Source organism: Streptomyces sp. NPDC051218 (assembly GCF_044455475.1).
In the GTDB taxonomy this organism is placed as follows: domain Bacteria; phylum Actinomycetota; class Actinomycetes; order Streptomycetales; family Streptomycetaceae; genus Streptomyces.
The window spans coordinates 196,941-216,741 of sequence record NZ_JBITEU010000002.1 but is presented as its reverse complement, the minus strand read 5'-3'; the positions used below and the strand labels follow the sequence as shown (position 1 = coordinate 216,741).

Annotated in this window: 19 protein-coding genes; 11 read left to right on the top strand and 8 right to left on the bottom strand. The window is 71.9% G+C overall.

Features of this window, described 5'->3' with window-relative positions:
* Window positions 1–11: 11 nt before the first annotated feature.
* Window positions 12–458 carry an SRPBCC family protein gene (locus ACIBCK_RS07410; protein ID WP_399387626.1) on the bottom strand — a complete coding sequence of 149 codons (447 nt, stop codon included), beginning with the start codon at window positions 456–458 and terminating at the stop codon, window positions 12–14.
* Between the two features lie 147 nt (window positions 459–605).
* Between ACIBCK_RS07410 and ACIBCK_RS07405 the strand changes: the two genes are divergently transcribed.
* Window positions 606–1,850, top strand: a complete 1,245-nt coding sequence (locus ACIBCK_RS07405) for an amidohydrolase (RefSeq protein WP_399387625.1) — start codon at window positions 606–608, stop codon at window positions 1,848–1,850.
* 12 nt (window positions 1,851–1,862) lie between these two features.
* On the opposite strand, the gene ACIBCK_RS07400 is transcribed toward ACIBCK_RS07405, so the two are convergent.
* The gene (locus ACIBCK_RS07400; RefSeq protein ID WP_399387623.1) at window positions 1,863–3,065 is read right to left on the bottom strand and encodes a CaiB/BaiF CoA transferase family protein; all 1,203 of its coding nucleotides are present in this window, start codon (window positions 3,063–3,065) and stop codon (window positions 1,863–1,865) included.
* Between the two features lie 109 nt (window positions 3,066–3,174).
* Here ACIBCK_RS07400 and ACIBCK_RS07395 point away from each other — a divergent pair, with 109 nt between their 5' ends.
* On the top strand, window positions 3,175–4,398 hold the full coding sequence (locus ACIBCK_RS07395; RefSeq protein WP_399387621.1) for a metallophosphoesterase: 1,224 nt from the start codon (window positions 3,175–3,177) through the stop codon (window positions 4,396–4,398).
* Here ACIBCK_RS07395 and ACIBCK_RS07390 read toward each other — a convergent pair.
* Both ACIBCK_RS07390 and ACIBCK_RS07385 read right to left on the bottom strand, forming a co-directional pair.
* Entirely contained in the window at window positions 4,352–4,999 is a 648-nt protein-coding gene (locus ACIBCK_RS07390) for a M23 family metallopeptidase (RefSeq protein ID WP_399387619.1), read from the bottom strand. The genes ACIBCK_RS07395 and ACIBCK_RS07390 overlap by 47 nt on opposite strands.
* A gap of 81 nt (window positions 5,000–5,080) precedes the next feature.
* On the bottom strand, window positions 5,081–6,604 hold the full coding sequence (locus ACIBCK_RS07385; RefSeq protein WP_399387618.1) for a bifunctional phosphatase PAP2/diacylglycerol kinase family protein: 1,524 nt from the start codon (window positions 6,602–6,604) through the stop codon (window positions 5,081–5,083).
* A gap of 79 nt (window positions 6,605–6,683) precedes the next feature.
* Here ACIBCK_RS07385 and ACIBCK_RS07380 point away from each other — a divergent pair, with 79 nt between their 5' ends.
* From ACIBCK_RS07380 to ACIBCK_RS07370, 3 genes are all read left to right on the top strand, one after another.
* The gene (locus tag ACIBCK_RS07380; protein WP_399387617.1) at window positions 6,684–7,346 is read left to right on the top strand and encodes a helix-turn-helix transcriptional regulator; all 663 of its coding nucleotides are present in this window, start codon (window positions 6,684–6,686) and stop codon (window positions 7,344–7,346) included.
* A gap of 77 nt (window positions 7,347–7,423) precedes the next feature.
* Complete coding sequence (locus tag ACIBCK_RS07375) at window positions 7,424–7,558, top strand: hypothetical protein (protein ID WP_399387615.1); 135 nt, start codon at window positions 7,424–7,426, stop codon at window positions 7,556–7,558.
* Window positions 7,559–7,635: 77 nt separating this feature from the next.
* Entirely contained in the window at window positions 7,636–8,319 is a 684-nt protein-coding gene (locus ACIBCK_RS07370) for a glycerophosphodiester phosphodiesterase (RefSeq protein WP_399387612.1), read from the top strand.
* Between the two features lie 12 nt (window positions 8,320–8,331).
* Here the strand turns inward: ACIBCK_RS07370 and ACIBCK_RS07365 are convergent, their stop codons facing one another.
* The gene (locus ACIBCK_RS07365; protein WP_399387610.1) at window positions 8,332–8,883 is read right to left on the bottom strand and encodes a GNAT family N-acetyltransferase; all 552 of its coding nucleotides are present in this window, start codon (window positions 8,881–8,883) and stop codon (window positions 8,332–8,334) included.
* Between the two features lie 93 nt (window positions 8,884–8,976).
* Here ACIBCK_RS07365 and ACIBCK_RS07360 point away from each other — a divergent pair, with 93 nt between their 5' ends.
* The 6 genes from ACIBCK_RS07360 to ACIBCK_RS07335 all read left to right on the top strand — a co-directional run bounded on the left by ACIBCK_RS07360 (window position 8,977) and on the right by ACIBCK_RS07335 (window position 15,416).
* Window positions 8,977–9,369: a VOC family protein gene (locus tag ACIBCK_RS07360; RefSeq protein ID WP_399387608.1), complete on the top strand. Its 393-nt coding sequence runs from the start codon at window positions 8,977–8,979 to the stop codon at window positions 9,367–9,369.
* A 125-nt stretch (window positions 9,370–9,494) separates the two neighbouring features.
* A complete protein-coding gene (locus ACIBCK_RS07355) occupies window positions 9,495–10,085 on the top strand; it encodes a TetR/AcrR family transcriptional regulator (RefSeq protein WP_399387606.1) in 591 nt (196 codons plus the stop codon).
* A complete protein-coding gene (locus ACIBCK_RS07350) occupies window positions 10,082–10,894 on the top strand; it encodes an MBL fold metallo-hydrolase (protein WP_399387605.1) in 813 nt (270 codons plus the stop codon). Before ACIBCK_RS07355 ends, ACIBCK_RS07350 begins: the two co-directional genes overlap by 4 nt.
* A gap of 134 nt (window positions 10,895–11,028) precedes the next feature.
* Entirely contained in the window at window positions 11,029–12,417 is a 1,389-nt protein-coding gene (locus tag ACIBCK_RS07345) for an NAD(P)/FAD-dependent oxidoreductase (RefSeq protein WP_399387603.1), read from the top strand.
* Window positions 12,418–12,739: 322 nt separating this feature from the next.
* The gene (locus ACIBCK_RS07340) at window positions 12,740–14,347 is read left to right on the top strand and encodes a hydantoinase/oxoprolinase N-terminal domain-containing protein (protein ID WP_399387601.1); all 1,608 of its coding nucleotides are present in this window, start codon (window positions 12,740–12,742) and stop codon (window positions 14,345–14,347) included.
* Complete coding sequence (locus tag ACIBCK_RS07335; RefSeq protein WP_399387599.1) at window positions 14,340–15,416, top strand: DUF917 domain-containing protein; 1,077 nt, start codon at window positions 14,340–14,342, stop codon at window positions 15,414–15,416. Before ACIBCK_RS07340 ends, ACIBCK_RS07335 begins: the two co-directional genes overlap by 8 nt.
* Here ACIBCK_RS07335 and ACIBCK_RS07330 read toward each other — a convergent pair.
* The 3 genes from ACIBCK_RS07330 to ACIBCK_RS07320 are packed head-to-tail and all read right to left on the bottom strand — an operon-like array spanning window position 15,389 to window position 19,618.
* Window positions 15,389–17,746: a penicillin acylase family protein gene (locus ACIBCK_RS07330; RefSeq protein ID WP_399387598.1), complete on the bottom strand. Its 2,358-nt coding sequence runs from the start codon at window positions 17,744–17,746 to the stop codon at window positions 15,389–15,391. The genes ACIBCK_RS07335 and ACIBCK_RS07330 overlap by 28 nt on opposite strands.
* 10 nt (window positions 17,747–17,756) lie before the next feature.
* Window positions 17,757–19,295: a sodium:solute symporter gene (locus tag ACIBCK_RS07325; RefSeq protein WP_399387596.1), complete on the bottom strand. Its 1,539-nt coding sequence runs from the start codon at window positions 19,293–19,295 to the stop codon at window positions 17,757–17,759.
* Window positions 19,292–19,618, bottom strand: a complete 327-nt coding sequence (locus ACIBCK_RS07320) for a DUF3311 domain-containing protein (protein ID WP_399387594.1) — start codon at window positions 19,616–19,618, stop codon at window positions 19,292–19,294. The genes ACIBCK_RS07325 and ACIBCK_RS07320 overlap by 4 nt, the downstream gene beginning before the upstream one ends.
* Between the last annotated feature and the right edge of the window lie 183 nt (window positions 19,619–19,801).

Here is a 19,801-nt window from a genome sequence, read left to right as displayed (position 1 = left end):
GGTGCGCCGTCTCAGACGTTCCGGCCGTGCTCGCCCACCGCGATACGGGCCAGCTTCGTCAGCATCATGCCGTTGCGGACGCCGACCACGTAGTCCACGGGGAGGCCGTGCATCCGGGTGCCGGGGCCCCGCAAGGGGTGCCAGTCGAGGATGACGAGGGTGTGCTCGCCCCAGGGGACCAGGGTCATGGCGATCCGGGCCGCCCCGAAGGGGCCCGCCTTCGCCTCCAGCTGCAGACGGCGCTCCGGTTCGCTGATGCGGACGACGCAGGTGTCGTCGAGGACCAGCGGGCCGGCGCCGACCCGGACCTTCAGGCGGGCGCCCACCGCGGGCCAGTGCGGGTCCGCGGACAGCACCTCCTGGGTTCCCGTCACCCACTCCCCGTACCGGTGGCCGTCGGACAGCAGGCTCCAGACCTCGGCCGGCGAGGCAAGGATCAGGCGGCGGTTCCGGGACACGCTGACCACGCTCCTCCTGGGGTTATGACACGATTTTTGCACCTTGTGCCGATCGATACCTTCCGAAGCGCCCACCACCGGGCGGCACGCCCTGTGCGAGGGTGACGGAAAGGGTGATCTCGCCCCTCGACCGCAAGGAGCCGCCGCATGCCCACCGCAGCCACCGCAGCGAGCCTGGCCCTGGACCTCACCTCAGGGTTGAAGACGCGTGACCTCGAGGAGCTGTACCAGGACCTGCACCGCCATCCCGAGCTCTCCTTCCAGGAGCACCGCACGGCCGGGATTCTCGCCGAGCGGCTGCGGAGCGCCGGGTACGCGGTGACGGACGGAGTCGGCTCCACCGGCGTCGTGGGCGTCCTGGAGAACGGTGAGGGGCCCGTGGTGTGGCTGCGCGGCGACATGGACGCCCTGCCGGTCACGGAGACCACGGGCCTCGCCTATGCCTCCACCGTCGACGGCGTCATGCACGCCTGCGGCCACGACATGCACGTCACCTGGCTGGCGTTCGCCGCCGAGGCGCTGGCGGCAGGACGGGAAGCCTGGTCGGGCACCCTCGTGGTGATCGGGCAGCCCGCCGAGGAAGGGGGCGACGGAGCGCGCGCGATGGTCTCCGACGGGCTGCACACGCGCTTCCCCCGCCCCGACGCCGTCTTCGGCCAGCATGCCGCCCCCGGCCCCGCGGGCCTGGTCTCCCACACCCCCGGCCTGATCATGTCGGCCGCCGACGACCTGCATGTCGTGGTGCCCGGGGTCGGCGGCCACGGTTCGCGGCCCGAGGCCACCGTCGACCCGGTGGTGACGGCCGCGTACATCGTCACGCGGCTGCAGAGCGTCGTCTCGCGTGAGGTGGCCGCTTCGGAGGCGGTGGTGCTGACCACGGGGCAGTTCAACGCCGGGCAGCGGCCCAACATCATCCCCTCGGAGGCCCGGCTCGGGCTGAACCTGCGGACGCAGGACGCGCACGTGCGCGAGCGGGTCCTGTCCGCCGTCCGCCGGATCGTCGAGGGAGAGTGCCTGGCCGCAGGGTGTCCGACGGAGCCCGAGGTGAACACCGGGGCGAGCTTCCCTGCCACGGTCAACGACGCGGCGCTGGACGCGGAGATCGCCGCCCTGCATCGCGAACTCTTGGGCGCGCAGGGTGTGTTCGACTTCGGGCCCGCGATGGGCAGCGAGGACTTCTCGCTCCTCGTGCCCACCGGGGTGCCCTACGACTTCTGGTTCGTGGCCTCCACACCGCAGGCCGTCTGGGACGCCGCCCCGGGTGAGAAACTCGGCGCGAAGATCACCGCGGTCCCCGGTAACCACAGCTCTCTGTTCGCCCCGGACCTCTCGGTCCTGCTGCCGGGCGTACGGACGCTGGTGGGCGCCGCGCTGCACCGGCTCGGCGGCTGAGCCTCGGCGGGGTCATCCCGGGTGGCCGAGCAGCCGGTCGATGTCCGCGTCGTCGTAGCCGAGTTCGGCCAGTACGTCCCTGCTGTGCAGGCCGAGGGTGGGCGGCGCGGTGCGTACGGCGGGGCGTTCGCCGCGGAAACTGACGGGGAAGGCGACCTGCTGGAGCGGGCCCACGTCGGGGTGGTCGACCTTCTGGACCATGCCGAGCGCCTCGGTCTGCGGGCAGGCGTAGACCTCGTCGAGGGCGCGGATGGGGGCGACGGGGACGCCGCGCGCCTTGAGCAGCGCGCACCAGTGGGCCACCGTCTCGTCGACGAGGACCGCTTCCAGCTTGGCGTTGAGGGCCTTGCGGTGCGTGACGCGGGCCCGGTTGGTGGCGAAGCGCGGGTCGTCGGCCCACTGCGGGTGGCCGAGTGACTCGCTCAGACGCCGGAAGAGGCCGTCGCTGCCGACCGCGATCACGAAGTGGCCGTCGGATGCGGAGTAGGCCTGGTACGGGACGAGGCTGGGGTGGCCGGACCCGAGGCGGGTGGGCCGCTCCCCCGTGGCGAAGTAGCCGGTGGCCCAGTTGATGTGCAGGGCGAGCTGCGACTCGTACAGGGAGGTGGTGACGTACTGGCCGCGTCCCGTGCGTTCGCGTTCGACGAGGGCCGATGTGACGCCGATGAGGCCGAAGAGCGCGGCGCCCAGGTCGCCCATCGCGTACCCGGCCTTGACGGGCGGGCCTTCCGCCTCGCCCGTGAGGGACATCAGGCCCGCGCTCGCCTGGGCCACCATGTCGTACCCGGGCTCGTCGCGCAGCGGACCCGTGTCGCCGAACGCCGATATGTGGAGCAGGACCAGGCGGGGGTAGCGCTCGCTGAGGGTGCGGTAGTCGAAGACCTCGGCCAGGGAGCTGCCGGGGCGGAAGTTCTCCACCATCACGTCGGCGTCGGCGAGCATGCGGTGGACGGCCTCCTGCCCCGCGGGGGACTTGAGGTCCAGGGTCACCGAGCGCTTGTTGCGATTCGCCGCCAGGTAGTACGTGGCGTCGGGGCCGTTGAAGGGCGGGCCCCAGGCCCGGGTCGGGTCGCCGCCCTCGGGGTGCTCGACCTTGATGACGTCCGCGCCCAGGTCGGCGAGGGACATGGTGACGTAGGGACCGGCGAGGATCTTCGAGAGGTCGACGACCTTCATGCCGAGCAGGGGGGACGCGGGGCGGGGCTCATCGGGCATGTGCGGCGGTCTCCTTGTGCGTGGCGCGTGGGACCCGCCCACCGTAATCTCCACCGGTAATTCGCCTGATCGTCTTCCTCTGTCCGCACCGGTATGGGAGAACCCTCGGGTGTGCGATGACGAACTGATACCGCCCAGGGCGGACTTGACCGAGAAGCAGTGGCTGCGGGCCGACGAGTCGCTCGCCCGGGACATCGAGGCCACGTGGGGGCCGCAGGCGCTCACGCTGCACCGGCGCACGCTGCTGGGCGGCGCCGCGGCCGGGGCCGCCCTCGCCGTCCTTCCGTACGGCGCCCGGCAGGCCACGGCGGCGCAGGGTGCCGCCAAGTTCCCCTTCCCCGAAGCTCCCAACCAGCAGGGGGAGTTCGCCGCCCTGGTCACCGGGGACGCGGGCACCGGCGGCGAGGAGCAGCTCGCCGTGACCGAGGCCGCCCGGCGGGTCTGCCGCGACGAGGGCATCTCGCTGGCCGTCGGCCTGGGCGACAACATCTACGAGAACGGGCCCGAGTCCGCCCACGACTCCGAGTTCCGGGAGAAGTTCGAGACGCCCAACACCGGCATCGACGTCCCGTGGCTCATGGTCCTGGGCAACCACGACTGTTCGGGTCTGATCCCGGGCAGCGGCGGTGACCCCTCGCGGGGCGACCGCGAGGTCTCCTACGCGGCCACATCGCCGCGCTGGTACATGCCGAGCCGCTACTACAACGTCGCCCTGCCGTCCTTTGACGACCCGGCAGGCGGCGACCCGGTGGTGGAGTTCTTCGCGCTCGACACCAACCCCGTCGCGTCGACCGTCGCCCAGACCTCGCGCCACTACCGGTGGGACGGCCCCTACATGCGCGAGCAGCGTGCCTGGCTCGACTCCGCGCTCGCCGCATCCCGGGCCCGCTGGAAGGTGGTGCTCGGCCACCACCCGTACCTGAACAACGGGAAGCACGGGAGCGCCGGTTCGTACGACGGGTTCGTCATCGGCCACTACACGAGCGGGATCCATCTCAAGGAGCTGTACGAAGAGGTGGTGTGCGGCAGGGCCGACCTGATCCTGTCCGGGCACGACCACACCCTCCAGATCCTGGAGCCCACGACCCGCACGGCGGGCACCCGTCAGATCGTCTGCGGGGCCGCGGCCAAGTCCGGTGACGGCAGGGCCCACTTCGACCACCCTGCCGCCTGGCAGAACTTCTCCGACGTGGGGTTCATGGTCCTGAAGGTCTCCGAGCGTGCCATGACGGTCGACACCTACACGGTCGACGTCCCCACCCGGACCGCACACCTGGCCCACACCCTCACAACAACTGGGCGCCCCGCTTCGCGAGATACCGCACCGGATTGATGTCCGATCCGTAGCCGCGCTTGGCCCGGATCTCCAGGTGGAGGTGGGGCCCCGTGGCCCGGCCCGTGGCCCCGCTGCTGCCGAGCCGGTCGCCGGTGCCGACGCGGGACCCTTGGCGCACGGAGATGCGGGACAAGTGCCCGTACACGGCGTAGTGCCCGTCCCGCAGCCGCACCGTCACCGCCTTGCCGTACGCACCCGACCAGCGGGCGAGGACCACGGTGCCTGCGCCGACGGCGTGCACCGGCGTGCCCGTGGGGACGGCGAGGTCGATGCCGGTGTGGTGGCCGGCGGCCCAGTTGCCGCGTACTCCGTAGCGGGCGGAGACCTTGAAGCGCCGGCGGACCGGCAGAGTGAACTTGCCGCGGGGTTTGTCCGGGGCGAGCGCGCGGTTCTCGGGGACCGCCTCGTCGGCCTCGGCGAGGGCTTCCTCGAACTCCCCGTCGTAGCCGATGCCGCAGCCGCCGTCGGTCTCGGCGGCGGCGTGCGGCGCTGGTCCCGCCACCGTGAGGGCGCCGCCGGCCATGAGGACCGCCGCGGTGCTCAGTACGTCGCGTCGTGTGCTGCCCGCTTCGCGCGGGCTGTCTATGTGGTAGCCCATGAAGGCCAGCACACTGGCGGCGGGCCCCGCGCGCACTCCGAGTGCTCCGCTTGGCGTAACGCCTCCGGGGCCGCCGCGCGGTCAGTCGAGGGTGGGCCGGTACACGGTGAGCGCTTCGGGGAGCTTGTCGAGGAGCAGTGCGGCGGGCGCAGGGGCGAGTTCGCCGTCGTACGCCATCTGTGTGCCCTCGGGCAGGCCGGAGATGACCAGTCGCTGGGCCTTCGCGGAGGCGTACAGGCGGGTCTTGGTCAGCTGGCCGACCACCGCCGCGGCAAGGAGGCGGGTGCGCGCGAAGCGGCCGCCGCTCGCGATGCGGACGTCGAGCAGCCCGTCGGCCAGGTCGTGCCTGCGCACGGGGGCGATGCCGGTGCTGCGGTAGGCGCCGTTGCCCGCGAAGAGCAGCCACATCGAGCGGGCCTTGCCGTTCACCACCGCGCTCAGCGGCCGTCCCGTGTGCACGATCTGGGCGACGCCGAGCAGGGCCGCGGGCGGGCCGCCGATCTTCGGGGACCACTCCTCCCTGATGCGTACGAGCTCGGGGTAGGCGCCGAGGCTGAACGTGTTCAGGAAGTACACCGGCTCGGAGTGGGTCCTGCCGTCAGGGCCGACGCCGGCAAGGGGCTTGACCCGGCCGACGTCGGCCCGTACGGCGCTGCCCTCGGCGAGGGCGATGCAGGCGTCCGCGACGGTGTCCACGCCCAGGTCGGCGGCGAAGTGGTTGAACGTCCCGCCGGGCAGCACCATCAGGGGCACGTCGAAGCGCAGGGCCGCTGTCACGGCGGCGTTCACCGTGCCGTCTCCCCCGCACACGCCGAAGACCCCGCCGCGCCGTGCCGCGTCCCTGGCCGCTTCGGCGAGGACCTTGGGCAGCGGGCCCGCTTCCTCCTCGTAGAGGACGACTTCGGCGCGGGGCAGGGCCGTCTTCAACTGCCGGACGGGGTCCATGAGCTGGGGCTGGGCCCCGGAGGAGGGGTTCACCACCACGACGAGGCCGTCGCCGTCCGGCAGCGCGGGCGCGTCCGTCCGGGGCCGCGCGGGCGGCGGCAGCTGTGACCTGGAGGGCACCATGCCGCGCACCGCGTAGGCGGCGCCCACGCCGAGGGCCGCGCCGACCAGGACATCGCTGGGGTAGTGCACACCGGTGTAGACGCGGGAGAAGGCGACCGACGCCGCGACCGGGGCCACGGCCGCGCCCATCCCCCGCGACTCCAGGGCCACGCCCGTGGCGAAGGCCGCGGCCGAAGCGGAGTGTCCGGAGGGGAAGGAGCTGGTGATCGGCTGCTGCGAGAGATGCCTTATGACCGGCACCGTGTCGAGAACCGGCCGGGAGCGGCGCACCGCGCTCTTGCCCAGCGTGTTGACCGTGGCCGACGCGAGGGCCAGCGAGGCCACACCGCGCACCGCCGCACGCCTCCCGCGCGCACCGCCGAACGCCCACATCCCCGCGGCGATGCCGAACCACAGCAGCCCGTGGTCGGCACTGCGGCTCAGGCGCGGCAGCACGGGCTGCGCCGCAGGCCAGGAGCGCGCTGCCACACGGTGGAACGCCAGCCGGTCGGTGGCGCCGAGCAGTCTGCGGATGTGCGACGTCGGAAGATCACTCATGAACCCCCTATACCCGCGCACGCCCTCCCCACCGCACACATCTTGCGCGGACGATGTGACGTTCACTTCAATCAGTCATATGGCAGCCCCCCGTCCGACCTCACCGCAGCGGCCCACCGAACTGCCGCCGACCGCGTGGGCCGTGCTCGGCCTGCTCTCCTTCCCCGGCGAGCGCACGGGGTACGAACTGAAGAAGTGGGCGGACGCTTCCCTGCGCCACTTCTACTGGTCCCCCGCCATCAGCCAGATCTACGCCGAACTGCGGCGCCTCGAAGCGCTCGGGTATGCGACCTCGCGCCGCTCGGGACCCGACGAACCGCGTACGAAACGGTCGTACGCCATCACCGCCGAGGGCCGTGCGGCGCTGGTCGGATGGGCGGGCGGCGCCGGGGACGCGGGGCCCGCCGTCCTGAAGCACCCGCTGCTCCTGCGGGTCTGGCTCGGGCACCTCGCGGCGCCGGATCACCTGCGGGCCCTCGTGAGCGAGCACATCGCGCACACGCGGGGCGAGCTGAAGGAGGTGCGCGACGCGCTGGCCCGCGCGGAGAGTGAGACGGCCTGGACACATCCGCTGATCGCGCTCCGCTGGAGCGGGCGGCGACTGGAGGCGGAGATCGGGCTCGCGGAGGCGATGCTCGCCGATCTCACGGAGATGGCACCGCCCACGCCCGCCGGGCGGGCGGAAACGGACCCCTCGGCTCCTGCCGGTCAACGTGCCGAGGACTCGCCCACCCACGGGTGACGTGGCTCGCGGTGCGGGGTCCGCGGCCGGTAGGACGGGCGGGGTCAGCCGACCCCGCCGTATGGAGCAGTGCACCTGTGACCACCCGCGCCGTCCTTGTCGCCGCCGTCATCACCGGGCTCCTGCTCGGCATCGTGGGAAGCAGAGCGGACGACTCCGATTCCCCCGGGCGCCCCCGTACGGGCGGTTCCTTCGTGGAGGCGGGCCGTTAGGCTGCGACCTTGCCGCGTGGCACCCCCTGTGTTCGCCGCGTGGTCATCGAGCCGCCGTCGACGGAAGCGAGTGAACCTTGAACTTCCTCACCATCGGTCACCGCGGGGTCATGGGTGTCGAACCCGAGAACACCCTTCGGTCCTTCATCGCCGCGCAAGCCGCGGGCCTGGATCTCATCGAGCTCGATCTGCATCTGAGCAAGGACGGCGCCCTCGTCGTCATGCACGACGCCGACGTGGCCCGTACGACCGACGGCAAGGGACCGATCGCCGAGAAGACCCTGGCCGAGCTGCGGGAGCTCGACGCGGGGCGCGGTGAGCGCATCCCCGTCTTCGAAGAGGTCCTCGACGCGGTGAAGGCGCCGTTGCAGGCCGAGATCAAGGATGTGGCCGCCGCCCGCGCCCTCGCCGAGGTGATGCACCGGCGCGACCTGGTCGGCCGCGTCGAGGTGATCTCCTTCCACGACGAGGCGATCGCCGAGATCGCCCGACTCGTCCCTGGCGTACGCACCGCGCTCGTCGCGAGCCGCTACGGCACCGACGTCGTGGAGCGCGCCACGGCGGCCGGCGCCACCACCCTCGTCCTGAACATCAGGCGGCTGACCCTGGAGATCGTCGAGCGTGCCAAAAAAGCGGACCTGCGGATCATCGGCTGGGTCGTGAACACGCAGGACGATCTGCGGCTCGTGCGCGCGCTGCAGCTGGACGGGGCGACCACGGACTATCCGGAGATCAAGCGGACGGGCCGCTTCACGGCGTGACCGGGTCCCGGCTCAACCGAGGGGCTTGACGAGCAGCTCGAACTGCAGGTCGTCCCGCTGCGGAATGCCGAACCGCTCGTCGCCGTACGGGAAGGGGGTCATCTTTCCCGTACGGCGGTAGCCGCGCCGCTCGTACCAGGCGATGAGATCGTGGCGTACGGAGATCACGGTCATGTGCATCTCCTTCACGCCCCAGGCCTCCTGAACGGTCCGCTCGGCCTCCGCCATGATCACCTTGCCGACGCCGGCGCCCTGGAGCGCAGGGCTCACCGCGAACATCCCGAAGTAGGCGTGCTCCCCGCGGTGTTCGAGCTGGCAACAGGCGATGATCTCGCCGCCGCGCTCCACTGAGAGCAGCTTGCTCGCGGGGGACTTGATGACATCGACGACGCCCTGCGGGTCGGTCCGCTGCCCCTGAAGGATGTCCGCCTCCGTGGTCCAGCCTGCCCGGCTCGAGTCACCGCGGTAGGCCGACTCGATGAGCGAGACGAGCGCGTCGACGTCCGCGTCGGTGGCGTCCCGGAAGGTGAGGTCGCTCGTGCTGGGGCGCGGGGCGGTGTCCATGGGGCGGGTTCTCCGATCTCTCTGGCCCACCGCTGTCGGGCGCGGCGTGGGCGAGGCACCGTCGAGCGTAACCCCCCACTAAGGTGCGGCTGCATGGTGCATGTACTGAGCAGCAGGATCCTCCTCCGTCCCACCGACCCCGAGCGCTCACGGGCGTTCTACGGCGATGCGCTGGGCCTCGCCGTCTACCGCGAGTTCGGTACGGGCCCCGAGCGCGGCACGGTCTACTTCCTGGGCGGCGGCCAACTCGAGGTCTCCGGCCGGTCGCAGACCCCGCCGGCGCCCGGCCTCCAGCTCTGGCTCCAGGTGGCGGACGTGGCGGCGGCGCACACGGAGCTGCTCGCGCGGGGCGTCGAGGTGGTGCGGGAGCCGGTGAAGGAGCCCTGGGGGCTTGTCGAGATGTGGATCGTGGACCCCGACGGCGTCAAGATCGTCCTCGTCGAGGTGCCGGCGGACCATCCCATCCGGTACCGGCCGGGGATCTGACGGGACCTGGCGGGTCGGGTGGGACCTGGGGATTTGGCGGGACCTGGGGGTCTGGTGGTGCTGGCCGGGGGCCCTGTCCCCTGACCTCTTGTGGTCTGTAGACCGGTCGGTCTAGAGTCTCGTGGGTGACCAAGACACGGGGAGATACCCGCGCCCGCATCCTGCGCACCGCCGCCGATCTGTTCCAGCGGCAGGGCTATGGCGCGACGGGCCTCAATCAGGTGCTCGCGGAGAGTGGTGCCCCCAAGGGGTCGCTGTACTTCCACTTTCCGCAGGGCAAGGAGCAGTTGGCCGCCGAGGCCGTGGCGCTCGCCGGGGGCGAGATGGGCGCGCGCATGGCCTCCGTCATGGCCTCGGCCGGCGGGGCGGAGGCCGCCGTCCACGGGGTCGGCGAGTTGCTCGCGCAAGGACTGCGCGAGTCCGGCTTCCGGGACGGCTGCCCCGTCGCCACCGTCGCACTGGAGCAGGCCGGGGGCGAGGGGCCCATCAGCGATGTCTGCCAGGTCACCTATGACGCTTGGCTGTCGGGGCTCACGGAGGCGCTGCGGGGGTGGGGAGCCGCCGATGAGGAGGCCCCCGAGCTGGCCGAGCTCGTGATGTCGTCGTTGCAGGGTGCCCTTCTTCTCGCACAGGTGCGGCGCGACACCACGGTCATCACGTCCGTGGCCCGGCGCGTGGGCTCGGTCGTCGCGCGGAGCACGGGGAGGAACGCGTGAAGGTCCATCACCTCAACTGCGGGTCCATGATGAAGATCGAGCCCACCTACGGCGGACCGCCGCCGCTGCACGCCGTGTGCCACTGCCTGTTGGTGGAGACCGACACGGATGGTCTCGTGCTCGTGGAGAGCGGGCTCGGACGGGACGACGTGCGCACTCCCCACGCCTCGCTCGATCCGGAGTGGACCGAACTCGCCGCCCCTGAGCTGGACTTCGCCGAGACCGCCCTGTCCCAGGTCGAGCGTCTTGGGTACGCGGCATCCGACGTACGGCACATCGCGCTCACCCACCTGGATGTCGACCACAGCGGTGGTCTGCCGGACTTCCCCGAGGCGCGCGTCCACGTCAGGGCCGCCGAGCTGACCGCGGCCCTGGCACAGGCCCCTAGCCGTCGCTACCGGCCCGCCCACTGGGCACACGGCCCGCGCTGGGAGACGTACGAGGAGAACGTGGGCGAGGAGTGGGCCGGATTCTCCGGGGTCCGCCAACTGGCCGGGCTCGGCGATGAGTTCCTGATCGTGCCGCTCGGCGGGCACAGTGCCGGGCACGCGGCCGTGGCGGTGCGGGACCGCGGGCGGTGGCTGGTGCATGCCGGGGACGCGTACTTCTACCACCGTGAGATCGCGCGGGACGCCCCGCACTCACAGCCCCTGATGGACATCGTCCAGCTGGACGCCCAGGTCGACGGCGAGCTGCGGGTCGCCAATCAGGCGCGGCTGCGGGACATCGCCACCCGTACGGACGAGTTCACCGTGCTCAACGCGCACGATCCGTGGGACTATCTCCGGCTCGCCGGGGCAGGCGGCTGATCCGACGGTTCTGGTGCAATCGTCCGGCGGTTCGGGGGTACTCGGGCTCCTCGCCCGGCGCACCCGACGTGCGCGGGGGCGCCCCTCGTCGGAGGATTGACCGGACCCCTCGCCCAACCCTGGAGCGATCTCGTATGCAACGTCCCCGGATTCTGATCATCGGCGGCGGTTTCGCCGGTATGGAGTGCGCGCACAAGCTGGAGCGGACGCTCAAGGCGCAGGACGCCGAACTGCGGCTCATCAGCCCGCAGGACCATCAGCTGTACTTGCCCCTGCTCCCCCATGTCGCCTCGGGGGTGCTGACCCCGCAGTCGGTCGCGGTCCCGCTGCGCCGCATGCTGCGCCGTACGGCGATCGTGCCGGGCGGGGCCATCGGCGTGGACCCGAACGCGAAGGCCGTGATCGTACGCAAGATCAACGGCGAGGAGGTCGTGGAGCGCTACGACTACCTCGTCCTGACCCCGGGCAGCGTGACCCGGCAGTTCGACATTCCCGGAGTCGACCGGTACGCCGTCGGCGTGAAGACGCTGGCCGAGGCCGCCTGGATCCGCGACCACGTGATCTCGCAGCTCGACCTGGCGGCGGCGAGCTCGGACCGGGCCGAGCGTGAGTCCCGACTGCAGTTCGTGGTCGTCGGTGGCGGATACGCGGGGACGGAGACGGCGGCGTATCTGCACCGTCTGACGAGCGCCGCCGTCAAGCGCTACCCGGGGCTCGACCCGTCGCAGATCAAGTGGCATCTGGTCGACGTGGCACCGAAGCTGATGCCCGAACTGGGCGACCGGCTCGGGGAAAAGGCCCTGGACATCGTGCGCCGCCGTGGCCTCGAGGTGTCGCTCGGCGTGACGGTGGACAAGGTGACCGAGGACACCGTCACCCTCACCGACGGGCGCGAGCTGCCCTGCCGGACGCTGATCTGGACCGCGGGTGTCGCGCCGAGCCCGCTCATCGCCACGCTGGGCTCCGAGACGAACAAGGGGCGCCTCGTCGTCACCCCGCAGCTGACGGTGCCGGGCATGGACGGCGTGTTCGCGCTCGGCGACGCGGCGGCCGTCCCCGACCTCGCCAAGGGCGACGACGCGATCTGCCCGCCGACCGCTCAGCACGCGATGCGCCAGGGCTGGGCCGCCGCGAAGAACGTCATCGCCGCGCTGCGGGGCGCGCCCCTGGCCGCCTACCGGCACAAGGACATGGGCCTGGTCGTGGACCTGGGCGGCATCCAGGCCGTGTCGAAGCCGCTGGGTGTGCAGTTGTCCGGCCTGCCCGCTCAGATCGTCGCGCGTGGCTACCACCTGGGGGCACTGCGCACCGTCACCGCGCGCTTCCGCACGGCGGCGAACTGGGGGCTCAACGCGCTCGCCGGCGACGACTACGTACGCACCGGGTTCCAGTCCCAACGCCCGGCCACGCTCGCCGACTTCGAGAAGACGGACGTCTACCTCTCGCCGGAGGAGATCCACGCGCGGATGACGTCGGAGGTGGCGGGGCGTTCGATGGCCCCGGAGAAGCCGCTGTTCCCGTAACCGGTCGAAGAGTTCACGCACGAAGGCCGGTGCTCGCTTTCCGCGAGCACCGGCCTTCGTGCGTCCTGAGCCCGTACGGATCGGCGTCGACCCAGTGGTGGGGTAGGCGCCGCCGCGATGAGCCGAGATCCTTGGTGTGATGGCGAAAGGGCCGATATTCAGGGCTCCGGAGCGCCTCGGCCCTCGTCCGAAGGTCGATGCCGCCGTCAGATGACCCGGAGACGCCCCGGAATCCGCCGTCTCACCGCCTGGTTGATCGCGACGCGCGCCACGTCCGTACTACGCATCACTCGCCCCTCGCCACACGAAGGACTCCACCACCATGCGTATCGGCATCGACGTCGGTGGGACCAACACCGACGCCGCCCTCCTCGGGCACGACGACCGCGTGCTCGCGGCCACCAAGTCACCGACCACCCCCGACATCACCTCCGGCGTCACCGCGGCGATCCAGGCCCTCGCACCGCCCGTCGAATCCGTCACCGCGGTGATGATCGGCACCACGCACTTCCTCAACGCGCTCATCGAGGGCGACCGGCTCACTCCCGTGGCCGCCGTACGTCTCGGTCTGCCCGCCACTGCCGCCCTGCCACCCATGGCGGACTGGCCGGCGCGGCAGCGGGCGGCTCTCGGCGGCCACGGCTATCTCTGCCACGGCGGCAGGGAATTCGACGGACGGCCCCTGTCACCGCTCGACCCGGACGAGCTGCGGCGGACGGCCGCCGACATCCACGCGCGCGGTCTCACCTCGGTCGCCGTGTCCTCGGTGTTCTCGCCGGTCGCGGAGGCGGACGAGTGGCGCGCCGCCGAGATCCTGCGGCGGGAACTGGGCGAGGGCGTGCACTTCTCGCTCTCGCACGATCTCGGGCGGGTCGGGCTGCTCGCCCGGGAGAACGCCACGATCATCAACGCGTCGCTGCGGGACCTGGCGACGGTCATCGTCGAGTCGTTCGGCAAGGCGCTGGCCGAGATGTCGATCACGGCGCCTTTCTTTCTCTCGCAGAACGACGGAACGCTGATGGACGTGGACTTCGCGCGCGCCTACCCCGTCGCGACGTTCGCTTCAGGGCCGACCAACTCGATGCGGGGCGCGGCGCTCCTCTCCGGGCTGGGTGACTGCGCGGTCGTGGACGTGGGCGGCACCACGGCCGACATCGGGGTCCTCACCGGGGGGTTTCCGCGCGAGACCGCGGGTGAGAGCGAGGCCGCGGGGATCCGCGTCAACTTCCGTATCCCTGAGGTCCTTTCGCTCGGCATCGGGGGCGGGTCCCTGGTGTCGCGTGACGGTGAGACGGGGCCCCGGTCGGTGGGCTACCGACTCAGGGAGGAAGCTCTCGTGTTCGGCGGCACGCGGCTCACGGCGACGGACCTCGCGGTGGCCGCGGGGCGCGCGGACATCGGGGACGGTTCCCATGTCGCCCATCTGGGGCGCGAGTTCACCCGGCGCGCCCTGGACCGCGTCGCCGAGCGGATCGCCGAAGGCGTGGACCGGATGCGGACGTCGGCGGCGGCGCTGCCGGTGGTCGCTGTCGGGGGCGGTTCCGTCCTCGTGCCTCAGGTGCTGCCCGGCTTCGCCGATGTCCGCAGGCCGGGTCACTTCGACGTGGCCAACGCGGTGGGTGCGGCGATCGCGCAGGTCGGCGGTGAGGTCGACCGGGTTTTCCGCGTACCCGAAGGCCACCGGGACACGGTGCTCGCCGGGGCTCGCGAGGAGGCCGTCGGGCGTGCGCTGGATGCCGGGGCGCGGCCCGGCAGCGTACGCGTCGTCGACATCGAGGAGGTGCCGCTCGCCTATCTGCCCGGCGGCGCGACGCGCATCCGCGTCAAGGCCGTCGGCGATCTGGACCTGGGGCGTCTGGGAGAGGTCACCGCGCCCGGCGTCGGGCACAAGGCCACCGTGCCCGGCGTGGGGGCGGCGTTCCGTGCGTGAGATCACGCTCGACAACCTCGACGACATCGCGCGGGGCGCGGGCATCCTCGGCACGGGTGGGGGCGGCGACCCCTACATCGGCAAGCTGCTGGCCCGCGAGGCGATCCGCGCGCACGGTCCGGTGCGGGTCGCCCGTATCGACGAGGTCGCCGCCGACGCGACCGTGGTCCCCATCTCCGGCATGGGCGCGCCCACCGTCCTCCTGGAGCGGGTACCGAGCGGGCGCGAGAACCTGGCGGCGCTGCGGGCCCTGGAGCGCCACTTGGGGCGCCGGGCCACGCATCTCACGCCGCTGGAGGTCGGCGGGGTCAACTCGATGCTGCCGATCGCGTGCGCCGCGCAGACCGGGCTTCCGCTCGTGGACGGGGACGCGATGGGGCGGGCCTTCCCCGAGGCGCAGATGGTGCTGCCCGGACTCGCCGGGATCAGCAACTCGCCGATGGCGCTCGCGGACGACAAGGGCAACACCGTCGTCGTCGAGGCCGTCGACAATCACGCGGCCGAGCGGATCGCCCGCGCGGTGTGCGTGGAGCTCGGCTGCCAGATCAGCTGCGCCGACACGGTGCTGCGCGGCGATCAGCTCGCCGACGGTCTTGTCCCCGCGACGCTGACGCTCGCCGGACGGCTCGGCGCGGTGGTACGCGAGGCGCGCGCCGCGCACGGCGATCCGGTGGCGGCGGCGCGGGCGATGCTGCACGGTGTCCCCCTTTTGACGGGCAAGGTGACCGACGTGAGCCGCCGCACGGAGGGCGGCTTCGCGCGCGGTCACGCCCGCGTCGAAGGGACGCGGGGCGAGGCGGGCCGGGTGCTCGAACTGGGCTTCCAGAACGAGCACTTGATGGCCACGCGCGACGGGGCGCCCGTGGCGACCACGCCCGACCTGATCTGTGTCCTGGACAGCGAGACCGGTGACCCGGTGACCACGGAGGGCCTGCGCTACGGCCTGCGTGTCAGCGTCTTCACCGCCCGCTGCGATCCGCGCTGGACCACTCCGGCAGGCCTCGCGCTGACCGGCCCCCGTTGCTTCGGGTACGAGGTGGACTACCTGCCCTTCGGGTCGGCGGCCTGAGCCGTCGCCGCGGGCGGCCGCAGCGTGATGGTCCGCCGCGTGTGCTTCTCCACCGCCTCGCGCGAGTAGAGGAGCGGGAAGGAGCCGTCGGCGGCCCAGCTCGCGAACAGGTCGTCGTAGTGCGGGCTGCCCGGAACGCCGGACTGGCCCGGCGAGTTCATCGCCACGGAGTCGTCCCAGGAGCCGACGTCCACGACGACCCGGAAGGTGGCCCCCGCGGTCTGCCGGAACCCGGCCCCGTAGGCGGCGGCGCCGACGGTGTCGCCGCTGCCGCCGCGCGGAACCGGCCCCACGGATGTCCACTCCGGTGCGGGCCCGTCGAACAGGGCGGCGATGGGGTGGTGCGGGTGGGCGTGATGGAGGGCGCCCCACGACCAGGCGTCCGGATCGACCCCCAGGAGCCCGGCGAGTTCGTCGACGGCCGCGGAGAGCGTGCAGAGCAGCAGTTCGGGATCCGGGTCACGGTCGAGGAGCTCCAGATCGACGCGGGGGTCCGCAGCGGCATCCTCAACGGGCAGAACCCGCGCCAGCGCCCGCTCCCGCCGCTCCTCGCCCACGACCCGCTCAAGGGCCCGCGCCAGGAGTGCGGGCCGCAGATGCCGCCGGTACCAGACCTCGAAGAGGGCGGCACCGGGCGAGTCGACGGTGAGCCGGGCGTCCCATGCGCGAAGGATCGCGAGAGCGGCGGGGAGACGGCCCCCGGAGGGCGTCGCGGCAGGGGGCGGGGTATCTGCGTCCGCCAACTCCGCGAGCAGTCGCTGTATCCGTCGCGCCGGCAGGCTTACGTAGTCCGTCTGTAGGCGTACGCAGTCCTCGACGGTCCACGCCGTGTGTGCGGTCAGTTCCTCCGTGATGCGGTCGTGGCGGGTCGGTGCGTACCAGTCGTACGTCACCGTCTTCTCCGCATTCGGGTACGTCGGCGGCAGGTTGAGTTGGTTGGCCGTGGCGAACCAGCCCTCCGCCGGGTCGCGGACCGAGGGCAGTTCCTCGACGTCCAGGAAGCCGTCCCATTCGTAGCGGCCGTCGCCCGGTACCGGGAGCGTGCCGTCCCAGCCGGGGCGGACGGGGACCCGTCCGGCGGGGCGCCAGCCGATCGTGCCGTCGGGGGCCGCGTAGACCTGGTTCTCGCCGGGCGCTCCCCAGCGGCCCATCGCCGCCACGAACGCGTCGGGGGTCGCGGCCCGCATGTAGTCCATGCTGCCCAGGTAGGGGGCCATGCCGGGGCCGAGCCAGGCCGCGCGGACCGCGAACGCGGCGTTGCGCTCCGGGAGTTCGCGGATCACCGGACCGTGGCGGGTGAACCACAGGTCGGCCCGGACCGCGTCGCCGTCGCGCACCGGGATCGATTCCGATACGTGTGTCATCGGCTCCCAGCGGTCCTCGTACCAGTACTCGTGCGGGTTCGCCGGGTTGGTGCGGTAGACGTACAGGTCATCCTGGTCGATCGGGAAGATCGTCAGGCCGAACGCGACGTGGCCGTTGTGGCCGATGGAGATGCCGGGCAGGGCCGGTTCGCCCGCTCCGATGGCGTCGATACCGGGCGCCGAGAGGTGCGCGAGGTAACGCAGCGCGGGCAGGGCGATCCCGCGGTGCGGGTCATTGGCCAGGAGGGGGCGCCCGGTGGCGGTGCGGGACGGGGCGATGACCCAGTTGTTGGAGCCGTCGAGGCCCTGGCGGGGCGCCGCGTCCGCAGCCCACGGGGGCGTGGTGGCCATCTCATACACACGCAGGACGTCGGCGGGGATGACGGACAGGTCGAGGCCCTCGGGGACGCGCAGTTCGTGCGGGGCGGGCTCGCGACGGCGGCGCAGCTCCTCCGCCTCGGGGCCGTGGTCGCGCAGGGTGAGCGCTCGGGCGACTTCGTCGCGGAGGTTGTACTGGAGGCCGTGGCTGCGGATGCGGGCCACGTCGGACGGCTGCCAGTAGTCGGGCTCGTACCCCAAGAGGGCGAATTCGGGTGGGAGTTGGGTCGCATCCGTGCGGCACAGCGACACGTAGGCGTTGATGCCGTCGACGAAGGACGTCGTCACCCGCTCCGTGTCGTCGCCGTACGCCCGCCACTCCTCGGCCATGTCGCCGCGGTAGAGGAACAGCCGTGCCGCGCGGTCGTGTTCGGCGTACCGCTCCCCCAGCGCCTCGGCGAGCAGACCGAGTCCGCGGCGCCGCCACAGGTCGAGCTGGAAGAGGCGGTCACGGGCCGCGTTGAAGCCCTGGGCCAGGAAGAGGTCGTCCTGGGACGCGGCGTACAGATGCGGGACGCCCCACTGGTCGATCCGGATCTCGACGGGATCGTCGAGCCCCGGCACCTCGAAACTGTCGCTCTCCGTCATCGGGGCTCCTTCAGGACTTCGCAGTGGCGTCCGCCGAACTCTCGTCCGGTGCAGACGGTTTGGCGGCAGGGGCCCCGACCGGCCCGGGACCAGGCGCGATCCGGACGACCGCGAGCAGTACGGCGATGTTGGCCGCGAGGGCGATGATGCCACCGTTCACCCCGTGGTACGGGTCGTTGTCGGTGGCCCACAGCGCGGTCATCACCACGAGCCCGGTGAGCATCCCGGCGACGGCGGCCCGCGCGGTCAACCGCCGCCAGTACAGGGCGAGGAGCACGACAGGCACCAGCTGCGCCAGACCCTCGTACGACAGGACGGAGAGCTCCACGAGGGTGTTGGGGTAGAAGAGGCTGCCGCCGAGGGCGATCAGACCTGCGATGACGCAGACCAGTTGGGAGAGCCGCTTGGCCCGCATGTCGTTCGCGTCCCCGGCCTTGCCCGGCGGGCGGCGGCGCGCTCGCGGGTCGGCTCCGTTCCCGCCGCCGAGTACCGTGCGTCCCCACAGCGTGCCGATGGAGAGCATGAAGACGCTCATCGGCACGATCGCCGACAGCGCCCCCGCGACGCCGATGAGCGCGACGACGGGCGAGGGCAGCGAATCGGTGACGAGGCTGAAGAGCGCCAGGTCGGGGTTGCCCAGGGTCGGCATCACGAACAGGGCCGTCGCGCCCACCACCATCGGTACGAACAGGAGGAGTTGGTACCAGGGCAGGAGCAGCGCGTTGCGGCGCAGCGCGTTCGGGCTCTTCGCGCTGAGGTAGCCCGCGACGGTGGTCGGGAAGATGGTGATCGTCACGGCGTTGAGCACCACGGTGCTCAGGAACCACATGGCGTTGCGCCCGCCGGACTCGTGCCCGGGGAAGGTCAGCCACTCGGGCTTCTCGGTCACCATGCGCTGCATGAAGTCGCCGAAACCGCCGAGGTAGTGCATCGGGATGTACACGGCGAGGAACACGACGGCGACGATCACCAGCATGTCCTTGAGCGCGCTGACCCACGCCGAACCGCGCAGCCCGGACACGAGGATGAACACCTCGGCCACGACGAAGGAGATGACGGCGGCCACCTTCAGATCGACACTGCCGTACGTCATCGCGTTCACGACGACGCCCATGCCCTGAATCTGCACCTGGATGTAGGGGACGATGAAGACGGTCGCGACGACGGCGACGAGAATCCCCACCGGCCGTGAGCGGAACCGGAATTCGGCGATGTCCGCGATGGAGATGAGGTTGTGCCGGCTCGCGTACGTCCACAGGGCGGGCCCGACGACGTACGCGACGGCGAAGCCGACGGTCAGGTAGGCGACGAGGTAGAGGATCGGCGCGCCGAAGGAGTACGACCAGCCCGCCGTGCCGAGGAACGAGAAGCTCGTGTACGTCTCGCCGGCCATGAGCAGCCAGATGAACAGGACGCCGAGTCCGCGGCTGGAGACTGACCACTCGGCGAGGCCCTTGGACCGGCCACGGGCGCTCCACAGGCCGATCCCGATGGTGGCGACCATGGCGAGCCCGAAGATGGTGGTGGCGACGGCTGCTGAGCCGTTCATCGGCGGCCTCCCTCGTCATCGTCACCTGGAAGCGGTTCGACGGCGCCCGTGCGGTAGGCCGGGTCGAGCCGGGCGGCGAGCCAGATGACCAGCGGGCTGACCACCGTGGCGGCGATGACCCAGGCCAGGAGGAAAGGGACGCCCAGGACGCGCGGCTCGATGCGGTTGGCGACGAACGGGGCGGCGCCGTAGAGAAGGACGGGGACGAGAAGCAGCCAGAGGGAGGGGCGGGCCACGCCGCGGAGGCTGGGGAGGCCGTCGAGGGGCGAGGCCGCGGGGTCGGGCGGACCCTGCTCGCCGCCGGCTTCGGCTGTGGGGGGCATACGGAGGCTCCTTGGGGAGGGTCGAACGGAGGGGGCGGGGAGCGTCGCACCGAGGGCGCGTGACGGCTGTCGACCGCGTCCCAGCCTCGGCGACTCCGACGGCGCGGGCCCACCGCTCGAACTCGGAGGCCTGGGCGTAGGCGACGGCTGTGACAGGAACCGTCAACAGGGGTAACAAGAACC

Bases quoted from the DNA above. Each gene is read 5' to 3' on its own strand.
- ACIBCK_RS07385 (WP_399387618.1), bottom strand. From the start codon at position 6,604: ATGAGTGATCTTCCGACGTCGCACATCCGCAGACTGCTCGGCGCCACC.
- ACIBCK_RS07390 (WP_399387619.1), bottom strand. From the start codon at position 4,999: ATGGGCTACCACATAGACAGCCCGCGCGAAGCGGGCAGCACACGACGC.
- ACIBCK_RS07360 (WP_399387608.1), top strand. From the start codon at position 8,977: ATGGTGCATGTACTGAGCAGCAGGATCCTCCTCCGTCCCACCGACCCC.
- ACIBCK_RS07340 (WP_399387601.1), top strand. From the start codon at position 12,740: ATGCGTATCGGCATCGACGTCGGTGGGACCAACACCGACGCCGCCCTC.
- ACIBCK_RS07365 (WP_399387610.1), bottom strand. From the start codon at position 8,883: ATGGACACCGCCCCGCGCCCCAGCACGAGCGACCTCACCTTCCGGGAC.
- ACIBCK_RS07325 (WP_399387596.1), bottom strand. From the start codon at position 19,295: ATGAACGGCTCAGCAGCCGTCGCCACCACCATCTTCGGGCTCGCCATG.
- ACIBCK_RS07345 (WP_399387603.1), top strand. From the start codon at position 11,029: ATGCAACGTCCCCGGATTCTGATCATCGGCGGCGGTTTCGCCGGTATG.
- ACIBCK_RS07330 (WP_399387598.1), bottom strand. From the start codon at position 17,746: ATGACGGAGAGCGACAGTTTCGAGGTGCCGGGGCTCGACGATCCCGTC.
- ACIBCK_RS07380 (WP_399387617.1), top strand. From the start codon at position 6,684: ATGGCAGCCCCCCGTCCGACCTCACCGCAGCGGCCCACCGAACTGCCG.
- ACIBCK_RS07320 (WP_399387594.1), bottom strand. From the start codon at position 19,618: ATGCCCCCCACAGCCGAAGCCGGCGGCGAGCAGGGTCCGCCCGACCCC.
- ACIBCK_RS07405 (WP_399387625.1), top strand. From the start codon at position 606: ATGCCCACCGCAGCCACCGCAGCGAGCCTGGCCCTGGACCTCACCTCA.
- ACIBCK_RS07400 (WP_399387623.1), bottom strand. From the start codon at position 3,065: ATGCCCGATGAGCCCCGCCCCGCGTCCCCCCTGCTCGGCATGAAGGTC.